Genomic DNA, 17,915 nt, shown 5'->3' on the forward strand with positions numbered 1-17,915 from the left:
GTTCTGCTTCAGCTCTTGTCGCGTATCTGGCTGAGCGTCCTTGTCGGCGTGATGGCTTCCGGATCAAGCTTGACCTCGATCAGCGCCGGCTTGCCGCTGGCCAGCGCGCGCTCAAAAGCGGGTGCGAAGGCGTCGGTGGTTTCCACCGTCTCGCCATGGCCGCCATAGGCGCGGGCAAGGGCGGCGAAATCGGGGTTGTTGAGCGACGTGCCGGAAACCCGGCCCGGATAGTCGCGCTCCTGATGCATGCGGATGGTGCCGAAAATGCCGTTGTTGACGACAATGACGATGATCGGCAGCCCGTATTGCACGGCGGTGGCGAATTCCTGCCCGTTCATCATGAAGCAGCCGTCGCCGGCGAAGCAGACCACCGTGCGGTCCGGATGCAGGGCCTTGGCGGCGACCGCTGCCGGCAGGCCGTAGCCCATCGAGCCGGAGGTAGGCGCCGATTGGGTGCCGTAGCGGCGGAAGCGGTGGTAGCGATGCACCCAGGTGGCGTAGTTACCCGCGCCGTTGGTCATGATGGCGTCTTGCGGCAGCACCTTTTCCAGATAGTTCATGATCGGACCCATATGGACCGCACCGGGGCCACTTTCGGGCGGGATCGACCAGGCGAGATAGTTTTCGTGCAGCGTTTTCGTCGCCTCGGCCCAAACGGGAGTCTGCGCCGGCCTGCGCTTGGCGAAAGCTTCCACGAAGGCCGCCGGCGAAGCGTTGATCGCCAGCGTCGGGCGGTAGACGCGGCCGAGTTCGCCGGCGTCCGGATGGATATGCACCAGCGGCTGGTCCGGATAGGGGCTTTTCAGCAGCGTGTAGTCGGAAGACGGCATTTCGCCGAAGCGGCCGCCCAAAAGCACCACGAGATCGGACTGCTTGATATAGTCCGACAGTTTCGGGTTGATGCCGATGCCGACATCGCCGGCATAGTTCGGATCGAGATGGTCGAACAGCATCTGGCGGCGGAATTCGACGCCGACCGGCAAGGCCCAGTCATGCGCCAGGGTGCGCATGGTCTCGAAGGCCTCATAGCCCCAGCGCGTACCACCAAGGATGAAGAACGGCCGCTTGGCCTTTGCGAGCAACGCCTCGAACTGGTCGAGTTCAGCGGTGCCGGGACCTGTTTCGACCGGCGTGAAGGGGAGGGCTGCAGGCGCGTCGACCAGATCGGTCAGCATGTCTTCCGGCAGCGCGATGACCACCGGACCCGGCCGCCCGGAGGTGGCGACGGAAAAGGCGCGCGTCAGGATTTCGGGGATGCGCGCGGCATCGTCGATCTCGGTCGCCCATTTGCAGATCGGGCCGTAGAAGGCGCGGTAATCGACCTCCTGGAACGCTTCGCGCTCGCGCGCCTTCCGGGCGATCTGGCCGATGAACAGGATCATCGGAATGGAGTCCTGCCTGGCGATATGGATACCGGGCGAGGCATTTGTGGCGCCCGGACCGCGGGTGACGAAGCAGATGCCGGGCTTGCCGGTCAGCCGGCCCTCGCTGTCGGCCATCATGGAGGCCCCGCCTTCCTGGCGGCAGATGATGGTTTTTATGGCCGAATCGTGCAGCGCGTCGAGAACGGCGAGATAGGATTCGCCCGGAACGCAGAAGACCCGCTCCACTCCGTTTGCTTCAAGCGCTTCGACAATCAGTTGTCCGCCGGTCTTCATTTTCCGGTTTTCTCCAGTTCGGCAAGGATTTCCTGCGTGTGTTCGCCCAGCCGGGGCGAGGGGCGGTCGTAGGCAAGCGGCGTCGCCGACAGCAGCATGGGCGCGCGCACCGAAGGCAGCGCATTGCCGTGGCCGTCATCAAGCTCGAGCCGCATGCCGCGCGCGATCGTCTGCGGATCGGCAAATGCCTGGCCGATGGTGTTGATCGGGCTGGCCGGAACGTGAGCCGCTTCCAGTTTGGGCAGCAGTTCTTCGCGGGTGAGGACGGCAAGTGGCGCAACGATTGCTTCGCGCAACGCCACGCGATTGGCGACGCGGGCCGAATTGGTGGCGAAATCGGGATTATCGGCCAGGTCCTCAAGCCCGATCACGCCGCAGAATTTGCGGAACTGGCCGTCATTGCCGACGGCGAGAATGAAATGGCCGTCCTTGACCGGCAGTACCTCGTAGGGCGCGATGTTGGGGTGGGCATTGCCCATCTGCACGGGCGGGATGCCCGATACCAGATAGTTCAAATTCTGGTTGGCCAGCACCGAGATTTGCGCGTCGAGCAGGGCCATGTCGATTTGCTGGCCTTCGCCGGTTTTTTCGGCATGGCGAAGGGCTGCCTGGATGGCGACGACCGAATAGAGCCCGGTGAAAAGATCGGTAACGGCAACGCCCACCTTTTGCGGCTCGCCGCCCGCCGGGCCGGTAATCGACATCAGGCCGGACATGCCCTGCACGATGAAGTCATAGCCTGCGCGCGGCGCATACGGGCCGGTCTGGCCGAAGCCGGTGATCGAGCAATAGACGAGGTGCGGGTTCGCCGCCTTCAGGCTTTCATAGTCGAGCCCGTATTTCTTCAGGCCACCAAGCTTGAAGTTTTCGATCAGCACATCGGCGGTTGCGACCAGCTTGCGCACGGTTTCCGCCCCTTCAGGCGTCGAGAAATCGACGACGATCGAGCGCTTGCCGCGATTGCAGGCATGATAGTACGCGGCCGAGAGGTTCTCGCCGTCATGGCCGGTAACGAAAGGCGGGCCCCATTTGCGGGTGTCGTCGCCATCCGGGCTTTCGACCTTGACGACATCGGCGCCGAGATCGGCCAGCAACTGGCCCGCCCACGGTCCGGCAAGGATGCGGGCGAGTTCGACGACACGGACGCCTTTCAGCGGGGAATCGGCCATTTGACACCAGACGAGCGGGCGAAGGTTGAAGCCAAGGCTCTATCAACCCGGCACGAGGATGTCACGGTCCTTGAACTGTACCAGCCTATTTCAGTATTCGTTCGGCCCACGCCGCGAAATCCGCCATGATGGCATCGCGGTTCACCTCGTTCAGGCTTTCGTGGCGGGTTTCGGGGTAAGTCGTTGAAACCAGATTCGAAAAGCCCATTTGCCTCATCCGCGCTGCGAGGTGTTCGACGGCCTTGCCGCCGTCGGTCGCCGGGTCCTTTGCGCCGCCGACGAGATGGAAAGGCAATGCCTTGGCGACCTGGGCAAAATTGGCGTCGTCGGCACCCTCGAAGATGAAGCCGAACAGGTCACGCCACAGCGACACCGACGCGTCGAAACCGCAGAGCGGATCGGCGATGTATTTCTGCACCTCCGCCGTATCGCGCGACAGCCAGTCGAAAGGGGTGCGGTGCCCGGGGATGGCTTTGCCCCATGCCCGGAAGGTCAGCTTGGGCAGGAGCCGCGACGGCACGTCGGAGCCGAGCCGGAAGCGTTCCCAGGCAAGCATGGCGAGTGCTGCGCGGCCGGCGAGCCCGGCCGAAAAATTGGCGTTCCAGATGGCGGCGGCGTGGATGCGGCCCGAGTGATGCAGCACGAAATTGAGCGCGATCAGCCCGCCCATGGAATGGCCGAAGACGATGACCGGCAAATGGGGGTGTTGCTTTTCGATCAGGTCATGCACGGCAACGACATCGGAGATGACTTTTTCACTGCCGTCCGCCTGGGCGAAGCGGCCAAGTGGTGCGTCGGGGGCCGTGGTGAAGCCGTGGCCGCGATGGTCGTGCGCATAGACATGAAAGCCGCTATGGGCAAGAAAATCGGCGAAGCGCCCGTAGCGCAGCGCATGTTCGGCCAGGCCGTGGTTGATCTGGACGACGCCGCGGCCGATCCCCTCAGCAGGTTTGACGTAAAGATTGAGAAGCGCGCCGCTCGGTGACGCAAGCTTCATCTGGCGCTCGAACGGCATGCGGCGCTCCTCCCCTACTGACTTTTGGAGATGGCAAAGCCGCCGTCAAGCGCGGCGGGCTTCGCCGGTATCAAATCCTGAATGTCCATTGACCCTGATTCGTCACGATGGCCAAGCAGGGTGCGTCCGCGTCAAAACCGATTGCCGTTTGCCGCCCCATCGCCTACATAGCTCGCAACCTCCATCCATATTGACCTTCAAGTCACTGTACAGGGAACGCGCGCGTGGCACGCCAATTCATCTATCACATGGCCGGCCTCAACAAGGCCTACGGCACCAAGAAGGTGCTGGAGAACGTCCATCTTTCCTTCTATCCCGACGCCAAGATCGGCATTCTCGGCCCTAACGGAGCCGGCAAGTCGACCATCCTCAAGATCATGGCCGGGATCGACAAGGATTGGAACGGCGAGGCTTGGCTGGCCGAGGGTGCGACCGTCGGCTATCTGGCGCAGGAGCCGTCGCTCGATCCCGCGCTCGACGTGTTCGGAAACGTCATGGAAGGCGTTGCCGCCAAGACCGCGATCATCGAGCGCTACAATGAATTGATGATGAACTACTCCGACGAGACGGCCGATGAGTCGGCCAAGCTCCAGGACGAGATGGACCGGCTCAATCTGTGGGACCTGGAACAGCAGGTCGAGATGGCGATGGAAGCGCTCGGCTGTCCGCCCAAGGACGCCGACGTCACCAATCTGTCGGGCGGCGAGCGCCGCCGCGTGGCGCTGTGCCAGCTTCTGCTGCGCGAGCCCGACCTGTTGCTGCTCGACGAACCGACCAACCATCTGGACGCCGAAACGACCGCCTGGCTGGAAAAACACCTGCGCGCCTATAAGGGCGCGGTGATGATCATCACCCACGATCGCTACTTCCTCGACAACGTCACCGGCTGGATTCTCGAGCTGGATCGCGGCCGCGGCATTCCCTATGAAGGCAACTACACCAAATATCTGGAAGCCAAGGCCAAGCGTCTCAAGCAGGAAGGCCGCGAGGACGATTCCCGCCAGCGCGCCATCGGCCGCGAGCGCGAGTGGATCCAGTCGAGCCCGAAGGCGCGGCAGACCAAATCCAAGGCGCGTATCCAGGCGTTCCAGGACCTTCTGGATGCGGCCGACAAGCGCCGTCCGAGCGATACGCAGATCGTCATTCCGCATGGCGAGCGGCTCGGCAATGTCGTGATCGAGGTCGAAGGCCTGTCGAAGGGCTTTGGCGACGATCTGCTGATCGAGAATTTGACCTTCAAGCTGCCGCCCGGCGGCATTGTCGGCATCATCGGCCCCAACGGCGCCGGCAAGACGACGCTGTTCCGCATGATCACCGGCCAGGAAACGCCCGATAGCGGTTCCATCCGCGTCGGCGAGACGGTCAAGCTCGGCTATGTCGACCAAAGCCGCGATACGCTCGATCCGGCCAAGACGGTGTGGGAGGAAATCTCGGGCGGGGCGGAAGTCGTCAAGCTCGGCAAGTTCGAGGCCAATACGCGCGCCTATTGCGCATCGTTCAACTTCCGTGGCGGCGACCAGCAGCAGAAGGTCGGCAATTTGTCCGGCGGCCAGCGCAACCGCGTGCATCTGGCCAAGATGCTGAAGACCGGCGGCAACGTGCTGCTGCTCGACGAACCGACCAACGACCTCGATACGGAAACGCTGGCCGCTCTTGAAGACGCGCTGGAAAATTTTGCCGGCTGCGCCGTCATTATCTCGCATGACCGCATGTTCCTCGACCGGCTGGCGACCCACATCCTCGCCTTTGAGGGCGACAGCCATGTCGAATGGTTTGAAGGCAATTTCGAAGATTACGAGCAGGACAAGATCCGTCGCCTCGGCGCCGAAGCCGTCAACCCACACCGCATGACGTACAAGCGCCTCACGCGGTAATCTAGGGGAAGAAAATGCCCGACTGGTCCGCCGCTCAATATCTCAAATTCGAGGATGAGCGGACGCGGCCGGCGCGCGATCTTCTGGCACAGATACCGGTGCCGAACCCGCAGCGCGTGGTCGACATCGGTTGCGGGCCGGGAAATTCGACCGAGCTTCTGGTCGAGCGTTGGCCGCAGGCATCGGTCAGTGGCTTCGATAGTTCGCCCGACATGATCGAGAAGGCGAAAGTGCGGTTGCCTGGCGTGACCTTCGCTCTGGCCGATGCCGCCGCGTGGCAGCCGGACGAGCCGGTCGACGTGATCTTCGCCAATGCGGTGTTCCAGTGGCTGCCCGAACATCCGGCGATCTTCCAGCGGTTGATGGGCTTTCTGGCTTCGGGCGGCGCGCTTGCGGTCCAGATGCCCGACAATATGGATGAGCCGTCGCATAGGTTGATGCGCGAAGCGGCTTCGGAAATGCCGTTTGCGGAAAAGATGGCGGGCGCGGCGCGCGAGAAATTGCCGCCGGTTGCCTTCTACTACGACCTGCTGTCGCCCTTGTGCGAACGGCTCGACATCTGGCACACTTTCTACAATCACCCTCTGGCGGGTGCCAGGGCAATCGTCGAATGGCTGAAGTCGACGGGGCTAAAGCCGTTTCTCGACCCGCTGGACGGGGCGGAGCGTCGGCTTTTCCTTGAAAATTATACGGCGAAGATCGCAGAAGCCTATCCGGCGACGGTGACGGGGAAGGTGCTGCTGCGGTTTCCGAGATTGTTCATCGTCGCCCAAGCGAAAGCGTAGGCCGGTTTCGAAATCCAACACAAAATCGTGTCCCCGATAGCGCTCGTTCAGGAAACGGTCGCGCGAAACGCCAAGTTGGCGTAAAGCGCGCTGGCGCATTGTTGCGCGGGGCACGGGCGTGCCCATATGAGGGCGTAGCGTACAGGCGGACAGACAATGCATCGCGTCATCATCAGCGGCCTCGGTGTCGAAATTCCCGAGGCCTCCATCAGTAATGACGAACTCGTGGCAAGCTTCAACGCCTGGGTCGATGCCGAGAACCCGCGGCGCATTGCCACCGGCGAGCCGCTGCTGCAAAAGTCCGACAGCGCCTTCATCGAGCATGCCTCCGGCGTGCGCAGCCGCCATGTCATCGAGCGCGAAGGCATTCTCGATCCGGCACGCATGGCGCCGCACATTGCGGCGCGCCCCGACGAGGCGCTTTCGCTGCAGGCCGAATTCGGCGTCGCCTCTGCCCGCAAGGCGCTGCGCCAAGCGGGCGTCGCGCCGGCCGACGTGGACCTCGTGATCTGTTCGTCGTCGCACCTGCAACGACCCTATCCGGCCATTGCCATCGAAATGCAGCAGGCGCTGGGTACGCGGGGTGCTGCGTTCGACATGGGGCTTGGCTGCTCGTCGGCGGTGGCGGCCCTGCATGTGGCGGTCGGGTTGGTGCGCGCCGGGACGCACAAGCGCGTGCTGGTGACGACACCGGAAATCATCACCGGCCATCTCAATTTCCGCGACCGCCAGACGCATTTCATCTTCGGCGACGCCTCGGTGTCGATCGTGGTCGAGGGCCTGACGAAAGGCTCGGCGCGGCCGGGCCGGTTCGAAGTGCTGGACACGCGGTTGTGGACGCAGCTTTCCAACAATATCCGCACCAATCTCGGCTATCTGACCCGCACGGCGCAGGACGATCCCTACCAGATCGACCTCGAAGGCAACATGATCAAGCAGGTCGGCAACAAGGTGTTCAAGGAAGTCACCGTTGCCGGGCACAAGTTCATCGTGGAATTCCTGGCGGAACATGGACTGACGCCGGAAGGCATCAGGCGTTTCTGGCTGCACCAGGCCAATGCCCGCATGAACGCCATGATCCTGCGGCTGGCTTTCGGCCACGATGTCGATCAGGACCGCGCGCCGATGGTGCTCGACCGACTCGGCAACACGGCAGGGGCGGGGGCGATCGTGGCGCTGTCGGAAAACCATGCCGACATGAAAGCCGGCGACTACGGCCTCTTATGCGCGTTCGGAGCTGGCTATTCGATTGGCGGCGCGCTGCTGAAAATGCTGTAGCCGGCGGACAAGTCCCGGTCCGCATGAGCGAGCAATGGATTTCCGCTGCCGGGCTTCTCCTCACGGATAGCGGACCGGCATCGACCAGGCCGGGTCGGCGTGCTTGTCCCAGTAAAGCTTGGTCAGGTGCTTGGTAATCGGGCCAACCTTGCCGTCGCCGATAGCCGCGCCGTCGACCCTGGTTACCGGCATGATGCCCCCGGCGGTGGAGGTGATGAATACTTCATCGGCCCGTTTTAGCGCAGGGACCGCGAGATCGGCGGCGTTTGCCGGCAAGCCGGTCTCGGCGCAGAGGTCGAAGACGGTGCGGCGGGTGATGCCCTGCAGCACGCCTGTCGCCGGTGTCGTCAACCTGCCGTCCTTCACCGCGAAGACGTTGAACCCCGGACCCTCGGCGACATTGCCGTTGAAGTCGAGGATCAGTGCCGTTTCGCTGCCCTGATCGTAGGCATCGTAAAGGCCGCGGACCAGATCGAGCCAATGGTAGTTCTTGATCGTCGGGTCGATGGAGGCCGGCGGAATGCGTACCCGGTCGCTGATGGCCACATACAGCCCGCGCTGCATCTGCTCGGAATTGGCGACGGAGCCGAGCGGGATTGCGAAGGCCATGAAGCGGTTGACGGCCTCGCGCGGGTCGCGGCTGAATGTCGGCGAGGTGCCGCGCGTGCACAGCATTTCCACATAGGCGGCGCGGAGGCCGGACAACGCCACGCAATCGTGCAGGATCTGGGCGACTTGCTCGCGGTCGAAGGGGATCGACATGCGAAGCTTGCCGAGGCCGGCAAAAAAGCGGTCGAGGTGCAGGTCGAGCCGGAAGAAGCGGCCGTTCCAGACATGCACGGTGTCATAGGTGGCGTCGGAATGCAGAAAGCCGAAGTCCAGCACCGAAAGCTTGGCCTGCGCCATCGGCAGATACTGGCCATCCATGAAGGCGATGCCATCGGGATAGCGGTGCGGGTCGACATGCCGGCTGGAAATGGCGGGCATGGCGGAAGCGGTCGTGTCCATGGTGTCCTCCGGAGGTGGCGACGGTCCCGTATCGGTAAATCCCGTCAACTCGGCAAGGCGCACGCGCCGTTTATCGATGTGCCATCATTCCTCTTCGTCGTCAGGGTCGAGCAGGCGGGTAGCGCGCCAGCGCGTTAGCAGGGCGTTGGTCTGGCCGATGACGAAGAAGCGCGCCGAATCGCGGTCGTAGCCCTCAGTGAGCAGTTTTTCGTAGTCAGTATGGACGTGGCGGACATGGGCGATGGTGGCGAGCCATACGGCGATGGAAGGCGGCAGTGTCTTCATGTGGACCGCGCCGGCAGCCGTTCGGATACTTTCCATGTCCGCAAAAGGCGCTGCCGGCAGCAGCGCGGTGAGCGCCTTGGCGATGGCGCGGCGGCGGCCGGTCGGGGCGGGTTTCATCGCTCGGCAATCGTTGCTTCGGGGACGGCGTCGACCGAGGCGAAATAGGGCTTTATGTCGATGACCGGCGTGCCGTCGAGAACGTCGATGGCTTCGAGTTCCAGCCGCCCAGTGGCGCTGTCGAGCGAAAGCAGCCGGACGATATGGAGGCCGACAGGATTTGGCCGGGCAGGGGAGCGCAAGGCGAAAACGCCTTTCGATTCCGTGGCATGGCGCGGTTTTTGCACAATCAGATTCCGCATGGCGTGCTGCAGCCAGGAGAGCACGATGACGTGGCTGGCCTGCTCCAGCCCACGCAATCCGTCGCGGTAGGGCGCATCGATGACAAGTGAAGCCGGCTGCCCGGCTTCGCGCGCGGCGCGCATGTTCTTCGGGCAGGTTTCCCGCGACGTCCACGGCGAATTCATGTGGCCGATAAACACGATATGGCCGTCCGGCGGCATGATCGCTGGGTCAATGTCGAGGATTTCCTCGCCCTCACGCCGCTCGAACATTGTTTCGCTCCCGAGATGCCTGCGTCATTTTCGTGTCGATGAGCGACATTGCGCTTGCACGTCAGCCAAAACCGACATAAACATATGTTTATATCTTTTTTATGAGAGTGCCGTACATGCCCGTTCCGCTCGATACAATGGTAGATACGCTGAAGGCGGCCGCCGAATCCAGCCGGCTTCGCATTCTGGCGCTGCTGGCGCACGGTGACCTTACCGTTTCCGACATCACCGAAATACTGGGCCAGTCGCAGCCGCGCGTTTCGCGCCATCTGAAGCTCTTGATGGAGGCCGGGCTGATCGGCCGCTATCAGGAGGGCTCCTGGGCGTTCTTCCGGCTTTCGGATTCGGATGCCGCGCGCGACTTCGTGCTGGGCCTGATCGCCGGCATCAGCGGCGCCGATCCGCAGGTCGAGCGCGATCTGGAGCGTCTGGCTTCGGTCAAGCGCAAGCGGCAGGACCGCGCTGCCGAATATTTTTCGCAGAACGCGGCAAGCTGGGACCAGATCCGCCTGCTGCATGTGCCCGATCGCGCCGTGGAAGCCGCCCTTCTCAAGCTCGTCGGCAAACGGCCGTTCCAAGCGATGCTCGATCTTGGCACCGGCACCGGGCGGCTGCTGGAGATTTTTTCGCCGCTCTATCGGCGCGGCGTCGGCATCGACATGTCACGCGAGATGCTTAGCGTTGCGCGCGCCAATCTCGACAAGGCCGGCATCGCCAACGCGCAGGTGCGGCAGGGCGACATCTTTTCGCCGCCGGTGGAGCGCGACGCCTACGACCTCGTCACCATCCACCAGGTGCTGCACTATCTCGACGACCCGGCCCGCGCCGTGCGCGAAGCGGCCCGGCTGCTGCGGCCGGCGGGGCGGCTGGTGATCGTCGATTTCGCGCCGCACACGCTCGACTTCCTGCGCGAGGAACATGCGCATTTGCGTCTCGGCTTTGCCGACAAGCAGATTGTGGAGTGGTTCGCGGAAGCCGGCCTCGACCTTGAGGACAGCGAGGAATTCGAACCAAGCGGCGGCACGGAAGCCAGGCTGACGGTGAAACTGTGGCTTGGCCGCGACCGGCGCATTCTGATGGCCGATCCGTCCCGTGAACCGCAAGCAGCCGGTGTGCGCCCGGTAGGGGAAATTGCCTGATGAACCAGTTTCGCTTTTCCCGCCGTTCCGATCTCGGCGACAAGGTCCGCGTTTCGTTCGAGTTCTTCCCGCCGAAGAGCGACGAGATGGAGGCGAGGCTTTGGGATACGGTGACGCGGCTGGAGCCGCTCAAGCCGCAGTTCGTGTCGGTTACCTATGGCGCGGGCGGCTCGACGCGTGAGCGCACGGCGCGCACGGTCCGGCGCATCCTGACCGAAGCCGCCATTCCCGCCGCAGCGCATCTGACCTGCGTCGGCGCCACGCGAGACGAGATCGACGCCGTCATCCGCGAATACCAGTCTTTCGGCATCAGCCGCTTCGTGGCGCTTCGCGGCGATCCGGCATCCGGCGTCGGTGCTGCCTATCGCCCGCATCCGGGCGGCTACGAAAACGGAGCCGATCTGGTCGCCGGCCTGAAGGCCGCTGGCGATTTCGATATTTCGGTTGCTGCATACCCGGAAAAGCATCCGCAAAGTCCGGACTTCGCCACCGATATCGAAATGCTGAAACGCAAGGTCGACAATGGTGCGACGCGCGCCATCACGCAATTCTTCTTCGATAACGACGCCTATGAGCGCTATGTCGAGCGCGTGCGCCGGGCCGGCATCTACATTCCCATCGTGCCGGGCATCCAGCCGATTCACAGCTTCCGGCAAGTCGCCAATTTCTCGTCGCGGGCCGGGGCCCATGTGCCGACATGGCTGGCCGAGCGTTTTGAGGGGCTGGAGAACGACCCGCAGACGCACGCGCTGGTGGCATGCGCGGTTGCGGCTGAACAGGTTCTGGACCTGGTCGAGCGCGGGGTCGGCGATTTCCACTTCTATACGATGAACAGGGCCGATCTGGTCGTCGCCATCTGCCATATGATCGGCATCCGCTCGCAGCCGGCGCTCGAGGGGTCGGCGGCGGCATAAAAGCAAAAAGGCCGGGAAAAACCCGGCCTTTTCAATTTTTTCTACTCTTTTTGACGGATCACAATCCGCCACTGCGGCCTATGGCAGGACACCCATAATTAGGGCCCCGATGAAGGCGAATGCAGCACAAATCATCAGTGCGTTGATTGGCCTTGTAAGTCCCATATATAGCCTCCTCTTAAAGAGCTATGAGTGGGAGTCTAGGAGCATTTCGGTCACAGGCAAGCGGAAAATTTTCCAGAATGCGACAGAATTGTGAAATTTTCGACCTGATCGTTGCCGTTAGATATTGAAATCGCTGTTCAAAAGCGGCGTTCACGGCTGTGAATAAATTGTGGTCAAATCTGGCAGAAAATTAGCGGATCGGTTCTTCCTTCCGTATGGGGAAGGGGACGCGCTTACAGTTTCGCCAGCAGTTCCTGCGTCGGCCAACCGTCCACCGGCAGGCTCAACCGCATCTGCTCCTGGCGGATCGCCTCGCGCGTGTTGGTGCCCAGAATGCCGTCGACGGTGCCGACGTCATGTCCCCTGGCTTCCAGCTTCGTCTGCAATTCCTTCATCTGGTCGCCGCTCAGGCCGATTTCGGCATTGCGGGGATCGAAGGCCGGTGCGCCGGCCAGCCGCGCCGCAAGGTTGGCGGCGGTCAGCGCATAGGTGATGGACTGGTTCCATTCGAGATAGACGTCGAAATTTTCATAGGTGAGGAAGGCTGGCCCGTTGCGCCCCATCGGCAGCGCCAGACCTGCCTTCAGGCCGTTGTCGGTCAGCGGCGTGCCGTTCGGGTTGGTGACGCCCCACTCGGCCCATTGGGTCAAGGGCAGTTTGTTGGTGCGGCCGGTCTGGTCCCATGGCATGTTTTCGGGCACGCGCACTTCCTCGATCCATGGCTGGTCGCGTTTCCAGCCCTTCACCTGAAGTTTTTTGGCGGTGGTCATTATGGCGTCGGGGGCGCTGCCGCGCAGATCGACCAGGCCGTCGCCGTCGCCGTCTGTGCCCTCGCCGAGATAATCGGACGGCAGGATCTGCGTCTGCCCGATCTCGCCGGCCCATGCGCCCTTGACGTCCGCCGGCACCACGCCGCGATCGATCAGCATCAAGAGCGGGATGAGCTGTTTGCGGAAAAGCTCGGGGCGGCGGCAATCATGAGCCAGCGTCACCAGCGCGTTCAACGTATTGAAATCACCCTGTACCGCGCCGAAATCGGTTTCCAGCGCCCAGAAGGCGGCAATGACCGGGCCCTGCACGCCGAATTGCTGGTCGGCGCGGGCGAAAACATCGGCATATTTCTTGAGGTTGGCCGCGCCCTGCTTCAGGCGGTAGTCCGAAATCATCCGCTTGGAGAACTGGATGAAGGTCTGGGTGAATACGCCTTGTGCGCGGTCTTGGGCCAGCACCTTCGGATCGTGGATGGCCGTAGCCAGCGCCGCATGCCCGGCCGTGCCGATGCCGGCTGTGGTCGCTTCGGCCGAGACACCCTGGAGCCACGCCTCGAAGCCGCCGCCGCATTCCTGCGCCAGCGCGGGCACGGCCGTCGCGGTCACAAGCAACGCCGCGAGAAGTGTGGAGCGCAGTCGCATTGCCTTTTCTCCGGAAATTCGCGTGGCTGCACGCCGATCGCGCTTTTCGAAAAGCAGGCTATCGGTGCCCTGTCAACGGGTGTTCTGCCGCAGCCACTTGTGCCATGCGGCTTCGCTGCCGTTGAAAACATTGATGTCGGCGTTGCCTTTCACGCCGGGAACCACGCCCGTCCCGGTATATTGCCAGAAGGTGAAGGGGTGGCTGCCGTATCTCTGGCGCGGATGGCCGGCGACCGAGCGCAGCCAATAGGGATAGCCGCGAAAGGTCGAGAGATTGTTGTCGTCGAAGAAGTCGATCGACGTGTAGATGATCGGCTTCTTGCCGTAGTGTCGCTCGATCATGCCAAGGAAAATGCTCATTTCGCTGCGCACCGTCTCTGAGGGCGGACGAAGCTTGCAGGTCGGCGATTGCGGGTTCCATTCCATGTCGAGCACGGGCGGCATCGCTGAGCGGTCGTTCGGCACGTTTTCGATGAACCAGCGCGCCTGTTCCGCCGCCGGACGGCAGAAATAGTAAAAATGATAGGCCGCGCGCGGGATTCCGGCGGCTTTCGAATGTCGCCAGTGCTCGGCGAAATACTCGTCGACGCGGTCGCCGCCCTCCGTCGCCTTGATGAAGGCGAAGGAAATACCGCTTGCCTTGGCGGAACGCCAATCGATCGAGGATTGGTATTTGGAGACGTCGGTTCCATGGACGGCGTAGTTCCACGGCGCACCGGAATCCCATTCGTGCGGGTCCGTGTCGGCAAAGCGCGGTGCGCGGCCTGTAGCTGTGGCGGCGCCGGGCGCGAGGGGCGCAAGATCGTCCATGGTCGAGCAGGCGCTAAGGAAAGCCAGCATGGCGAGAGCCGCGAAACGACGCATTTTCTGGTCCCCAACCCGGTCAAGCCGGCCTATGCTCGATTGACGATGGTGGCTTGGCCGCATCACGGCGCATGCCGTGCCGCAGATGAGCATCCCGCATTCCCTCTCATCGCTCAACATGGTTGATTTTCGGTTGATGGCATTCGACACATAGCCAGAATTGCACGACGAATGGGCCTAAATCCATGGCCGAATCGAATAGCCGGGGAGAATGAGCCATGCGCGTATTCTGGAAGACCGCAAAATGGCTCGCCGGGATGGTCGTTCTGGCGGTGCTCGCCTTGGCTGCCTGGCTGGCAATCGCCCCGCCGGAATTGATCCGCATCGGCACCGGCTATTCGGCCAAGATCGTCTGCTCCAACGTGTTTCTGGCCGGTCGCGATGCGCAGGATGTGCTGGCGGTGGATGTGCAGGCACCCGGCAATCCGCTGTTGCGGCTGATGAAAGTTTCGGTGGACAAGGAGGCAGGAACGGTCTCCGCCAGCCTGCTTGGCGTCTTCGGCGAAAGCGTCGCCATCGTTCGCGACGGTCTCGGCTGCACCAATGTTCCGGACGGAAATGTCGCCGAGGCCGCAAAGGTCAAAGGTGCCGCGCTGACGCCGGCACCGGCGCTTGATGTATTGTGGCCGCAAGGCGGACGTGTCGATGCTTCGCAAAACCCCGATATTTCCGCCATTCTCGACGATGCGGCGCTGACCGGTCCCGGCATGCGCGCCGTCGTCGTGGTCAAGAACGGCCGCATCGTCGGCGAACGCTATGGCGACGGCTTTTCGGAAAAGACGCCGCTGCTTGGCTGGTCGATGACCAAGACGGTCAACGCGGCGCTGATCGGCACCGTGATCAAGGCCGGCAAGCTGACGGTCACCGACAAGGGACTGTTCGGGCCGTGGAAGGCGGACGGACGCGCGGCCATCAGCCTTGCCGATCTGATGGCGATGTCGAGCGGGCTTCAGTTCAACGAGGAGTATGGCGACGTCGCAGACGTCACGCGCATGCTTTATCTCGAGCCGGACATGGCCGGCTTTACCGAGGCCAAGCCGCTGGCCGGCGAAGTGGGCAAGGTGTTCAACTATTCGAGCGGCACGGCGGTGCTTTTGTCGCGGCTGTGGCAAAATGCGATCGGCGACCCGGAACAAGCATTGGCATGGCCGCGGCTTTCCTTATTCGATCCGCTCGGCATGCAAAGCGCTGTGCTTGAAACAGACGAGCACGGCACGTTCGTCGGCTCGTCCTACCTTTATGCAACGGCGCGCGACTGGGCGCGCTTCGGCCAGCTCCTGTTACAGGATGGCGTTTGGAACGGCGCGCAGATCCTGCCGGCGGGTTTTGTTTCGTGGATGCGCGAAAAGGCTCCGGCCAACGGCGTTTACGGCAGGGGACAGCTTTGGCTGGAAGGGCCGGGCGACGAGGATCGGCCGGGTGCCGGTGTCACCGAGGGCCTGCCATCCGGCACGTTCTGGCTGCAGGGGCATGACGGGCAGACCGTCGCCGTAATGCCGTCCAGGGGGCTGGTGGTGGTGCGCATGGGGCTGACGCCGGCCAGGCTCGGCTATCGACCGCAGGCTATGGCGGCAACGCTGGTGAAGGCGCTGCCTTAGCGGCGGAAAAGTTGCGCCATCTGCCGCCTCGGCGATCTTCCCGTTACAGCGCGAAACGCAATGTTACGCAACGTATGCCGGCGTGCCGCATTTTCCCTTCGATCGCCCCCTATAAACGGGCGTTGTTGAAGGAGAGATGTCATGAAAAAACTCATTCTCGCGACTGTATCCGCCGTTGCCCTGCTGGGCGTTGCAGCCTGCAGCGATAGCGGGACCGACGATTCCACCACGCAGAGCACCAATCCGCCTGCCGCCGAAGAGCCGATGACGCCGACAACCCCGGATACAACGACATCGCCGCAGGCGACGCCTCCGGCAACGGATGGTTCGACACCTGCACCCGAGGCTCCGGCGCCCGCGCAGTAAGTTAACCGATAACACGAGTAGGAAAGGCCGGATCGCTCCGGCCTTTCTTCTTTGTGGGTTTGCCAGCAGATGCGGTGTCATCAAAAACCGGTGCCGGGTCTCGCGCCGGGTTGAAAAGGACGGTTGGTTCGCCCTAAGTAGCGCGCATGTCGATTTGGGACCGCCTCGGCGACTTCATTACGCGTTTATCGTCTTCGGCGACGTCGGGGGTGGCGGGGCTTGTCGAGGCGGTACGGACCCTGTTTTCCGGCGATGCGGACCTGCGCCGTCGCGTGGCGTTTTCGGTTGCCATGATCGCCCTGTCGGCGAAGATGGCCAAGGCCGACGGCGTCGTGACGCAGGACGAGGTCAGCGCCTTCCAGCAGATATTCGAGGTTCCACCCAAGGAAACGCACCATGTGGCGCGGCTTTTCGATCTGGCCAAGCAGGACGTGGCGGGGTACGAAACCTATGCACGGCAGATGGCGCGGCTTTGCGGTTCGGGCCATCCCAACTGCCTGATGCTGGAGGATATCCTCGACGGCCTTTTCCATATCGCCAAGGCCGATGGCGTGGTGCATGAGCGCGAGGGGCAGTTCCTGCATCGCATCGCCGACATCTTCGGCATCGACGAGGCGCATTACCAGAGCATCCTTGCTCGCCATGTCAGTCTGGGGACAGGCGATCCCTATGTGGTGTTGGGCGTCGAACGCGGCCAACCTTTTGAGGTCGTGCGCAAGCGCTATCGGAAACTGGTGCAGGACAACCACCCCGATCGGCTGATCGCGCGCGGACTGCCGCAGGAGTTCATCAAGATCGCGACAAGCCGCATCGCCGCGATCAATGCCGCCTATGAAATGATCGAACGTGGTTTGAAGCGCGCATGAGCGGCTTTTCACCCGACCAGCCCGGCGCCGACATAAGGGTGTCGCCGAATTTCGGGCCGAGACGCGAACCGCTCAAGCCGGACATGATCGTGCTGCACTATACCGGCATGGCGACCGGCGTGGCGGCGGCGCGCTGGCTGTGCGATCCGGCAAGCGAGGTGTCGGCGCACTACCTCGTCCATGAGGACGGTGGCATTGTGCAGATGGTACGCGAAAGCGACCGCGCCTGGCACGCCGGTAAAAGTTCGTGGCGCGGCCAAACAGATATCAATTCCTGCTCGATCGGCATCGAGATCGTCAATCCGGGCCATGGGTTTGGCTATCCGGCCTTTCCTGCGCGACAGATCGGGGCGGTCATCGACCTGTGCGGCGGCATCGTTGCCCGACATGCGGTTTTGCCGGAAAGGGTGCTTGCTCATTCCGATATCGCACCCGGCCGCAAGATCGATCCGGGCGAAAGGTTTCCCTGGCGGCGCTTGTTCGAGGCCGGCATTGGACACCTGATCGATGCCGCGCCCATCCGGAGGGGGCCGGTACTCAAGGCAGGCGACAGCGGCGAGCCGGTCGAAGATCTGCAATCGATGCTGGCGTTCTACGGCTACGGTGTGGAGATCACCGGCATTTTCGACAGGCAGAGCGAGATCGTGGTGGAGGCGTTCCAGCGCCATTTCCGGCCGCGCCGGGTGGATGGGGTGGCCGATCGGTCGACATTGCGGACGCTGCGGCGCCTGCTGGATTCGATGGCGAAAAGTCTCGCCGAAGCGTAGTTTCGAAACCGCTAAATTACATTGTGTCACTTAAAGTGACTTGCTCTGCCTTCTTTGCCGCTAATTGAGCCGTCAAAGCGAGGCCACACCGATGCCGGATTCAATGCTTTCGCTATTCCGGCCTCCAGCGAGCACCGTCGC

The 17,915-nt window shown here is 62.8% G+C and carries 17 protein-coding genes; 9 read left to right on the forward strand and 8 right to left on the reverse strand.

Annotation, left to right across the window (positions count from 1 at the left end; genetic code table 11):
- Positions 1 to 8: 8 nt before the first annotated feature.
- The 3 genes from ACX3P1_RS10235 to ACX3P1_RS10245 form a co-directional block, all read right to left on the reverse strand.
- Positions 9 to 1,658, reverse strand: coding sequence for a thiamine pyrophosphate-binding protein (locus ACX3P1_RS10235; RefSeq protein WP_459079473.1), 1,650 nt, complete (start codon positions 1,656 to 1,658; stop codon positions 9 to 11).
- Positions 1,655 to 2,827 (reverse strand): CaiB/BaiF CoA transferase family protein, encoded by a 1,173-nt coding sequence (locus tag ACX3P1_RS10240; RefSeq protein WP_459079474.1) that lies wholly within the window; start codon positions 2,825 to 2,827, stop codon positions 1,655 to 1,657. The genes ACX3P1_RS10235 and ACX3P1_RS10240 overlap by 4 nt, the downstream gene beginning before the upstream one ends.
- 85 nt (positions 2,828 to 2,912) lie before the next feature.
- Positions 2,913 to 3,842, reverse strand: a complete 930-nt coding sequence (locus ACX3P1_RS10245; RefSeq protein ID WP_459079475.1) for an alpha/beta fold hydrolase — start codon at positions 3,840 to 3,842, stop codon at positions 2,913 to 2,915.
- A gap of 224 nt (positions 3,843 to 4,066) precedes the next feature.
- On the opposite strand from ACX3P1_RS10245, the gene ettA reads away from it, so the two are divergent.
- The 3 genes from ettA (at position 4,067) to ACX3P1_RS10260 (ending at position 7,779) form a co-directional block, all read left to right on the forward strand.
- Positions 4,067 to 5,716 carry an energy-dependent translational throttle protein EttA gene (gene ettA / locus ACX3P1_RS10250; protein ID WP_459079476.1) on the forward strand — a complete coding sequence of 550 codons (1,650 nt, stop codon included), beginning with the start codon at positions 4,067 to 4,069 and terminating at the stop codon, positions 5,714 to 5,716.
- 14 nt (positions 5,717 to 5,730) lie between these two features.
- The gene (tam, locus tag ACX3P1_RS10255) at positions 5,731 to 6,501 is read left to right on the forward strand and encodes a trans-aconitate 2-methyltransferase (RefSeq protein WP_459079477.1); all 771 of its coding nucleotides are present in this window, start codon (positions 5,731 to 5,733) and stop codon (positions 6,499 to 6,501) included.
- 156 nt (positions 6,502 to 6,657) lie between these two features.
- Positions 6,658 to 7,779 (forward strand): beta-ketoacyl-ACP synthase III, encoded by a 1,122-nt coding sequence (locus tag ACX3P1_RS10260; protein ID WP_459079478.1) that lies wholly within the window; start codon positions 6,658 to 6,660, stop codon positions 7,777 to 7,779.
- Between the two features lie 60 nt (positions 7,780 to 7,839).
- Here ACX3P1_RS10260 and ACX3P1_RS10265 read toward each other — a convergent pair whose 3' ends face one another.
- From ACX3P1_RS10265 to tsaA, 3 genes are all read right to left on the reverse strand, one after another.
- Entirely contained in the window at positions 7,840 to 8,787 is a 948-nt protein-coding gene (locus ACX3P1_RS10265) for an aminotransferase class IV (protein WP_459079479.1), read from the reverse strand.
- Positions 8,788 to 8,871: 84 nt separating this feature from the next.
- Positions 8,872 to 9,189, reverse strand: a complete 318-nt coding sequence (locus ACX3P1_RS10270; protein ID WP_459079480.1) for a DUF2293 domain-containing protein — start codon at positions 9,187 to 9,189, stop codon at positions 8,872 to 8,874.
- On the reverse strand, positions 9,186 to 9,683 hold the full coding sequence (gene tsaA, locus ACX3P1_RS10275) for a tRNA (N6-threonylcarbamoyladenosine(37)-N6)-methyltransferase TrmO (RefSeq protein WP_459079481.1): 498 nt from the start codon (positions 9,681 to 9,683) through the stop codon (positions 9,186 to 9,188). The genes ACX3P1_RS10270 and tsaA overlap by 4 nt, the downstream gene beginning before the upstream one ends.
- A 116-nt stretch (positions 9,684 to 9,799) precedes the next feature.
- Between tsaA and ACX3P1_RS10280 the strand changes: the two genes are divergently transcribed.
- Positions 9,800 to 10,822 (forward strand): ArsR/SmtB family transcription factor, encoded by a 1,023-nt coding sequence (locus tag ACX3P1_RS10280; RefSeq protein ID WP_459079482.1) that lies wholly within the window; start codon positions 9,800 to 9,802, stop codon positions 10,820 to 10,822.
- Positions 10,822 to 11,736: a methylenetetrahydrofolate reductase [NAD(P)H] gene (metF, locus tag ACX3P1_RS10285; protein ID WP_459079483.1), complete on the forward strand. Its 915-nt coding sequence runs from the start codon at positions 10,822 to 10,824 to the stop codon at positions 11,734 to 11,736. Before ACX3P1_RS10280 ends, metF begins: the two co-directional genes overlap by 1 nt.
- Positions 11,737 to 12,134: 398 nt before the next feature.
- On the opposite strand, the gene ACX3P1_RS10290 is transcribed toward metF, so the two are convergent.
- Together ACX3P1_RS10290 and ACX3P1_RS10295 are read right to left on the reverse strand one after the other, a co-directional pair.
- A complete protein-coding gene (locus ACX3P1_RS10290) occupies positions 12,135 to 13,313 on the reverse strand; it encodes a lytic murein transglycosylase (protein ID WP_459079484.1) in 1,179 nt (392 codons plus the stop codon).
- A 72-nt stretch (positions 13,314 to 13,385) separates the two neighbouring features.
- Positions 13,386 to 14,177 carry a glycoside hydrolase family 25 protein gene (locus ACX3P1_RS10295; protein WP_459079485.1) on the reverse strand — a complete coding sequence of 264 codons (792 nt, stop codon included), beginning with the start codon at positions 14,175 to 14,177 and terminating at the stop codon, positions 13,386 to 13,388.
- A gap of 218 nt (positions 14,178 to 14,395) precedes the next feature.
- Between ACX3P1_RS10295 and ACX3P1_RS10300 the strand changes: the two genes are divergently transcribed.
- From ACX3P1_RS10300 to ACX3P1_RS10315, 4 genes are all read left to right on the forward strand, one after another.
- Positions 14,396 to 15,775 carry a serine hydrolase domain-containing protein gene (locus ACX3P1_RS10300; RefSeq protein ID WP_459079486.1) on the forward strand — a complete coding sequence of 460 codons (1,380 nt, stop codon included), beginning with the start codon at positions 14,396 to 14,398 and terminating at the stop codon, positions 15,773 to 15,775.
- A gap of 141 nt (positions 15,776 to 15,916) precedes the next feature.
- Positions 15,917 to 16,141 (forward strand): hypothetical protein, encoded by a 225-nt coding sequence (locus tag ACX3P1_RS10305; protein ID WP_459079487.1) that lies wholly within the window; start codon positions 15,917 to 15,919, stop codon positions 16,139 to 16,141.
- 146 nt (positions 16,142 to 16,287) lie between these two features.
- Positions 16,288 to 17,007, forward strand: coding sequence for a TerB family tellurite resistance protein (locus tag ACX3P1_RS10310; protein WP_459079488.1), 720 nt, complete (start codon positions 16,288 to 16,290; stop codon positions 17,005 to 17,007).
- Positions 17,004 to 17,774: an N-acetylmuramoyl-L-alanine amidase gene (locus tag ACX3P1_RS10315; protein WP_459079489.1), complete on the forward strand. Its 771-nt coding sequence runs from the start codon at positions 17,004 to 17,006 to the stop codon at positions 17,772 to 17,774. Before ACX3P1_RS10310 ends, ACX3P1_RS10315 begins: the two co-directional genes overlap by 4 nt.
- The last annotated feature ends 141 nt before the right edge of the window (positions 17,775 to 17,915 follow it).

This window comes from Mesorhizobium sp. A623 (assembly GCF_054489405.1).

Bases quoted from the DNA above. Each gene is read 5' to 3' on its own strand.
- ACX3P1_RS10235 (WP_459079473.1), bottom strand. From the start codon at position 1,658: ATGAAGACCGGCGGACAACTGATTGTCGAAGCGCTTGAAGCAAACGGA.
- ACX3P1_RS10240 (WP_459079474.1), bottom strand. From the start codon at position 2,827: ATGGCCGATTCCCCGCTGAAAGGCGTCCGTGTCGTCGAACTCGCCCGC.
- ACX3P1_RS10245 (WP_459079475.1), bottom strand. From the start codon at position 3,842: ATGCCGTTCGAGCGCCAGATGAAGCTTGCGTCACCGAGCGGCGCGCTT.
- tam (WP_459079477.1), top strand. From the start codon at position 5,731: ATGCCCGACTGGTCCGCCGCTCAATATCTCAAATTCGAGGATGAGCGG.
- ACX3P1_RS10260 (WP_459079478.1), top strand. From the start codon at position 6,658: ATGCATCGCGTCATCATCAGCGGCCTCGGTGTCGAAATTCCCGAGGCC.
- ACX3P1_RS10265 (WP_459079479.1), bottom strand. From the start codon at position 8,787: ATGGACACGACCGCTTCCGCCATGCCCGCCATTTCCAGCCGGCATGTC.
- ACX3P1_RS10270 (WP_459079480.1), bottom strand. From the start codon at position 9,189: ATGAAACCCGCCCCGACCGGCCGCCGCCGCGCCATCGCCAAGGCGCTC.
- tsaA (WP_459079481.1), bottom strand. From the start codon at position 9,683: ATGTTCGAGCGGCGTGAGGGCGAGGAAATCCTCGACATTGACCCAGCG.
- ACX3P1_RS10280 (WP_459079482.1), top strand. From the start codon at position 9,800: ATGCCCGTTCCGCTCGATACAATGGTAGATACGCTGAAGGCGGCCGCC.
- metF (WP_459079483.1), top strand. From the start codon at position 10,822: ATGAACCAGTTTCGCTTTTCCCGCCGTTCCGATCTCGGCGACAAGGTC.
- ACX3P1_RS10290 (WP_459079484.1), bottom strand. From the start codon at position 13,313: ATGCGACTGCGCTCCACACTTCTCGCGGCGTTGCTTGTGACCGCGACG.
- ACX3P1_RS10295 (WP_459079485.1), bottom strand. From the start codon at position 14,177: ATGCGTCGTTTCGCGGCTCTCGCCATGCTGGCTTTCCTTAGCGCCTGC.
- ACX3P1_RS10300 (WP_459079486.1), top strand. From the start codon at position 14,396: ATGCGCGTATTCTGGAAGACCGCAAAATGGCTCGCCGGGATGGTCGTT.
- ACX3P1_RS10305 (WP_459079487.1), top strand. From the start codon at position 15,917: ATGAAAAAACTCATTCTCGCGACTGTATCCGCCGTTGCCCTGCTGGGC.
- ACX3P1_RS10310 (WP_459079488.1), top strand. From the start codon at position 16,288: ATGTCGATTTGGGACCGCCTCGGCGACTTCATTACGCGTTTATCGTCT.
- ACX3P1_RS10315 (WP_459079489.1), top strand. From the start codon at position 17,004: ATGAGCGGCTTTTCACCCGACCAGCCCGGCGCCGACATAAGGGTGTCG.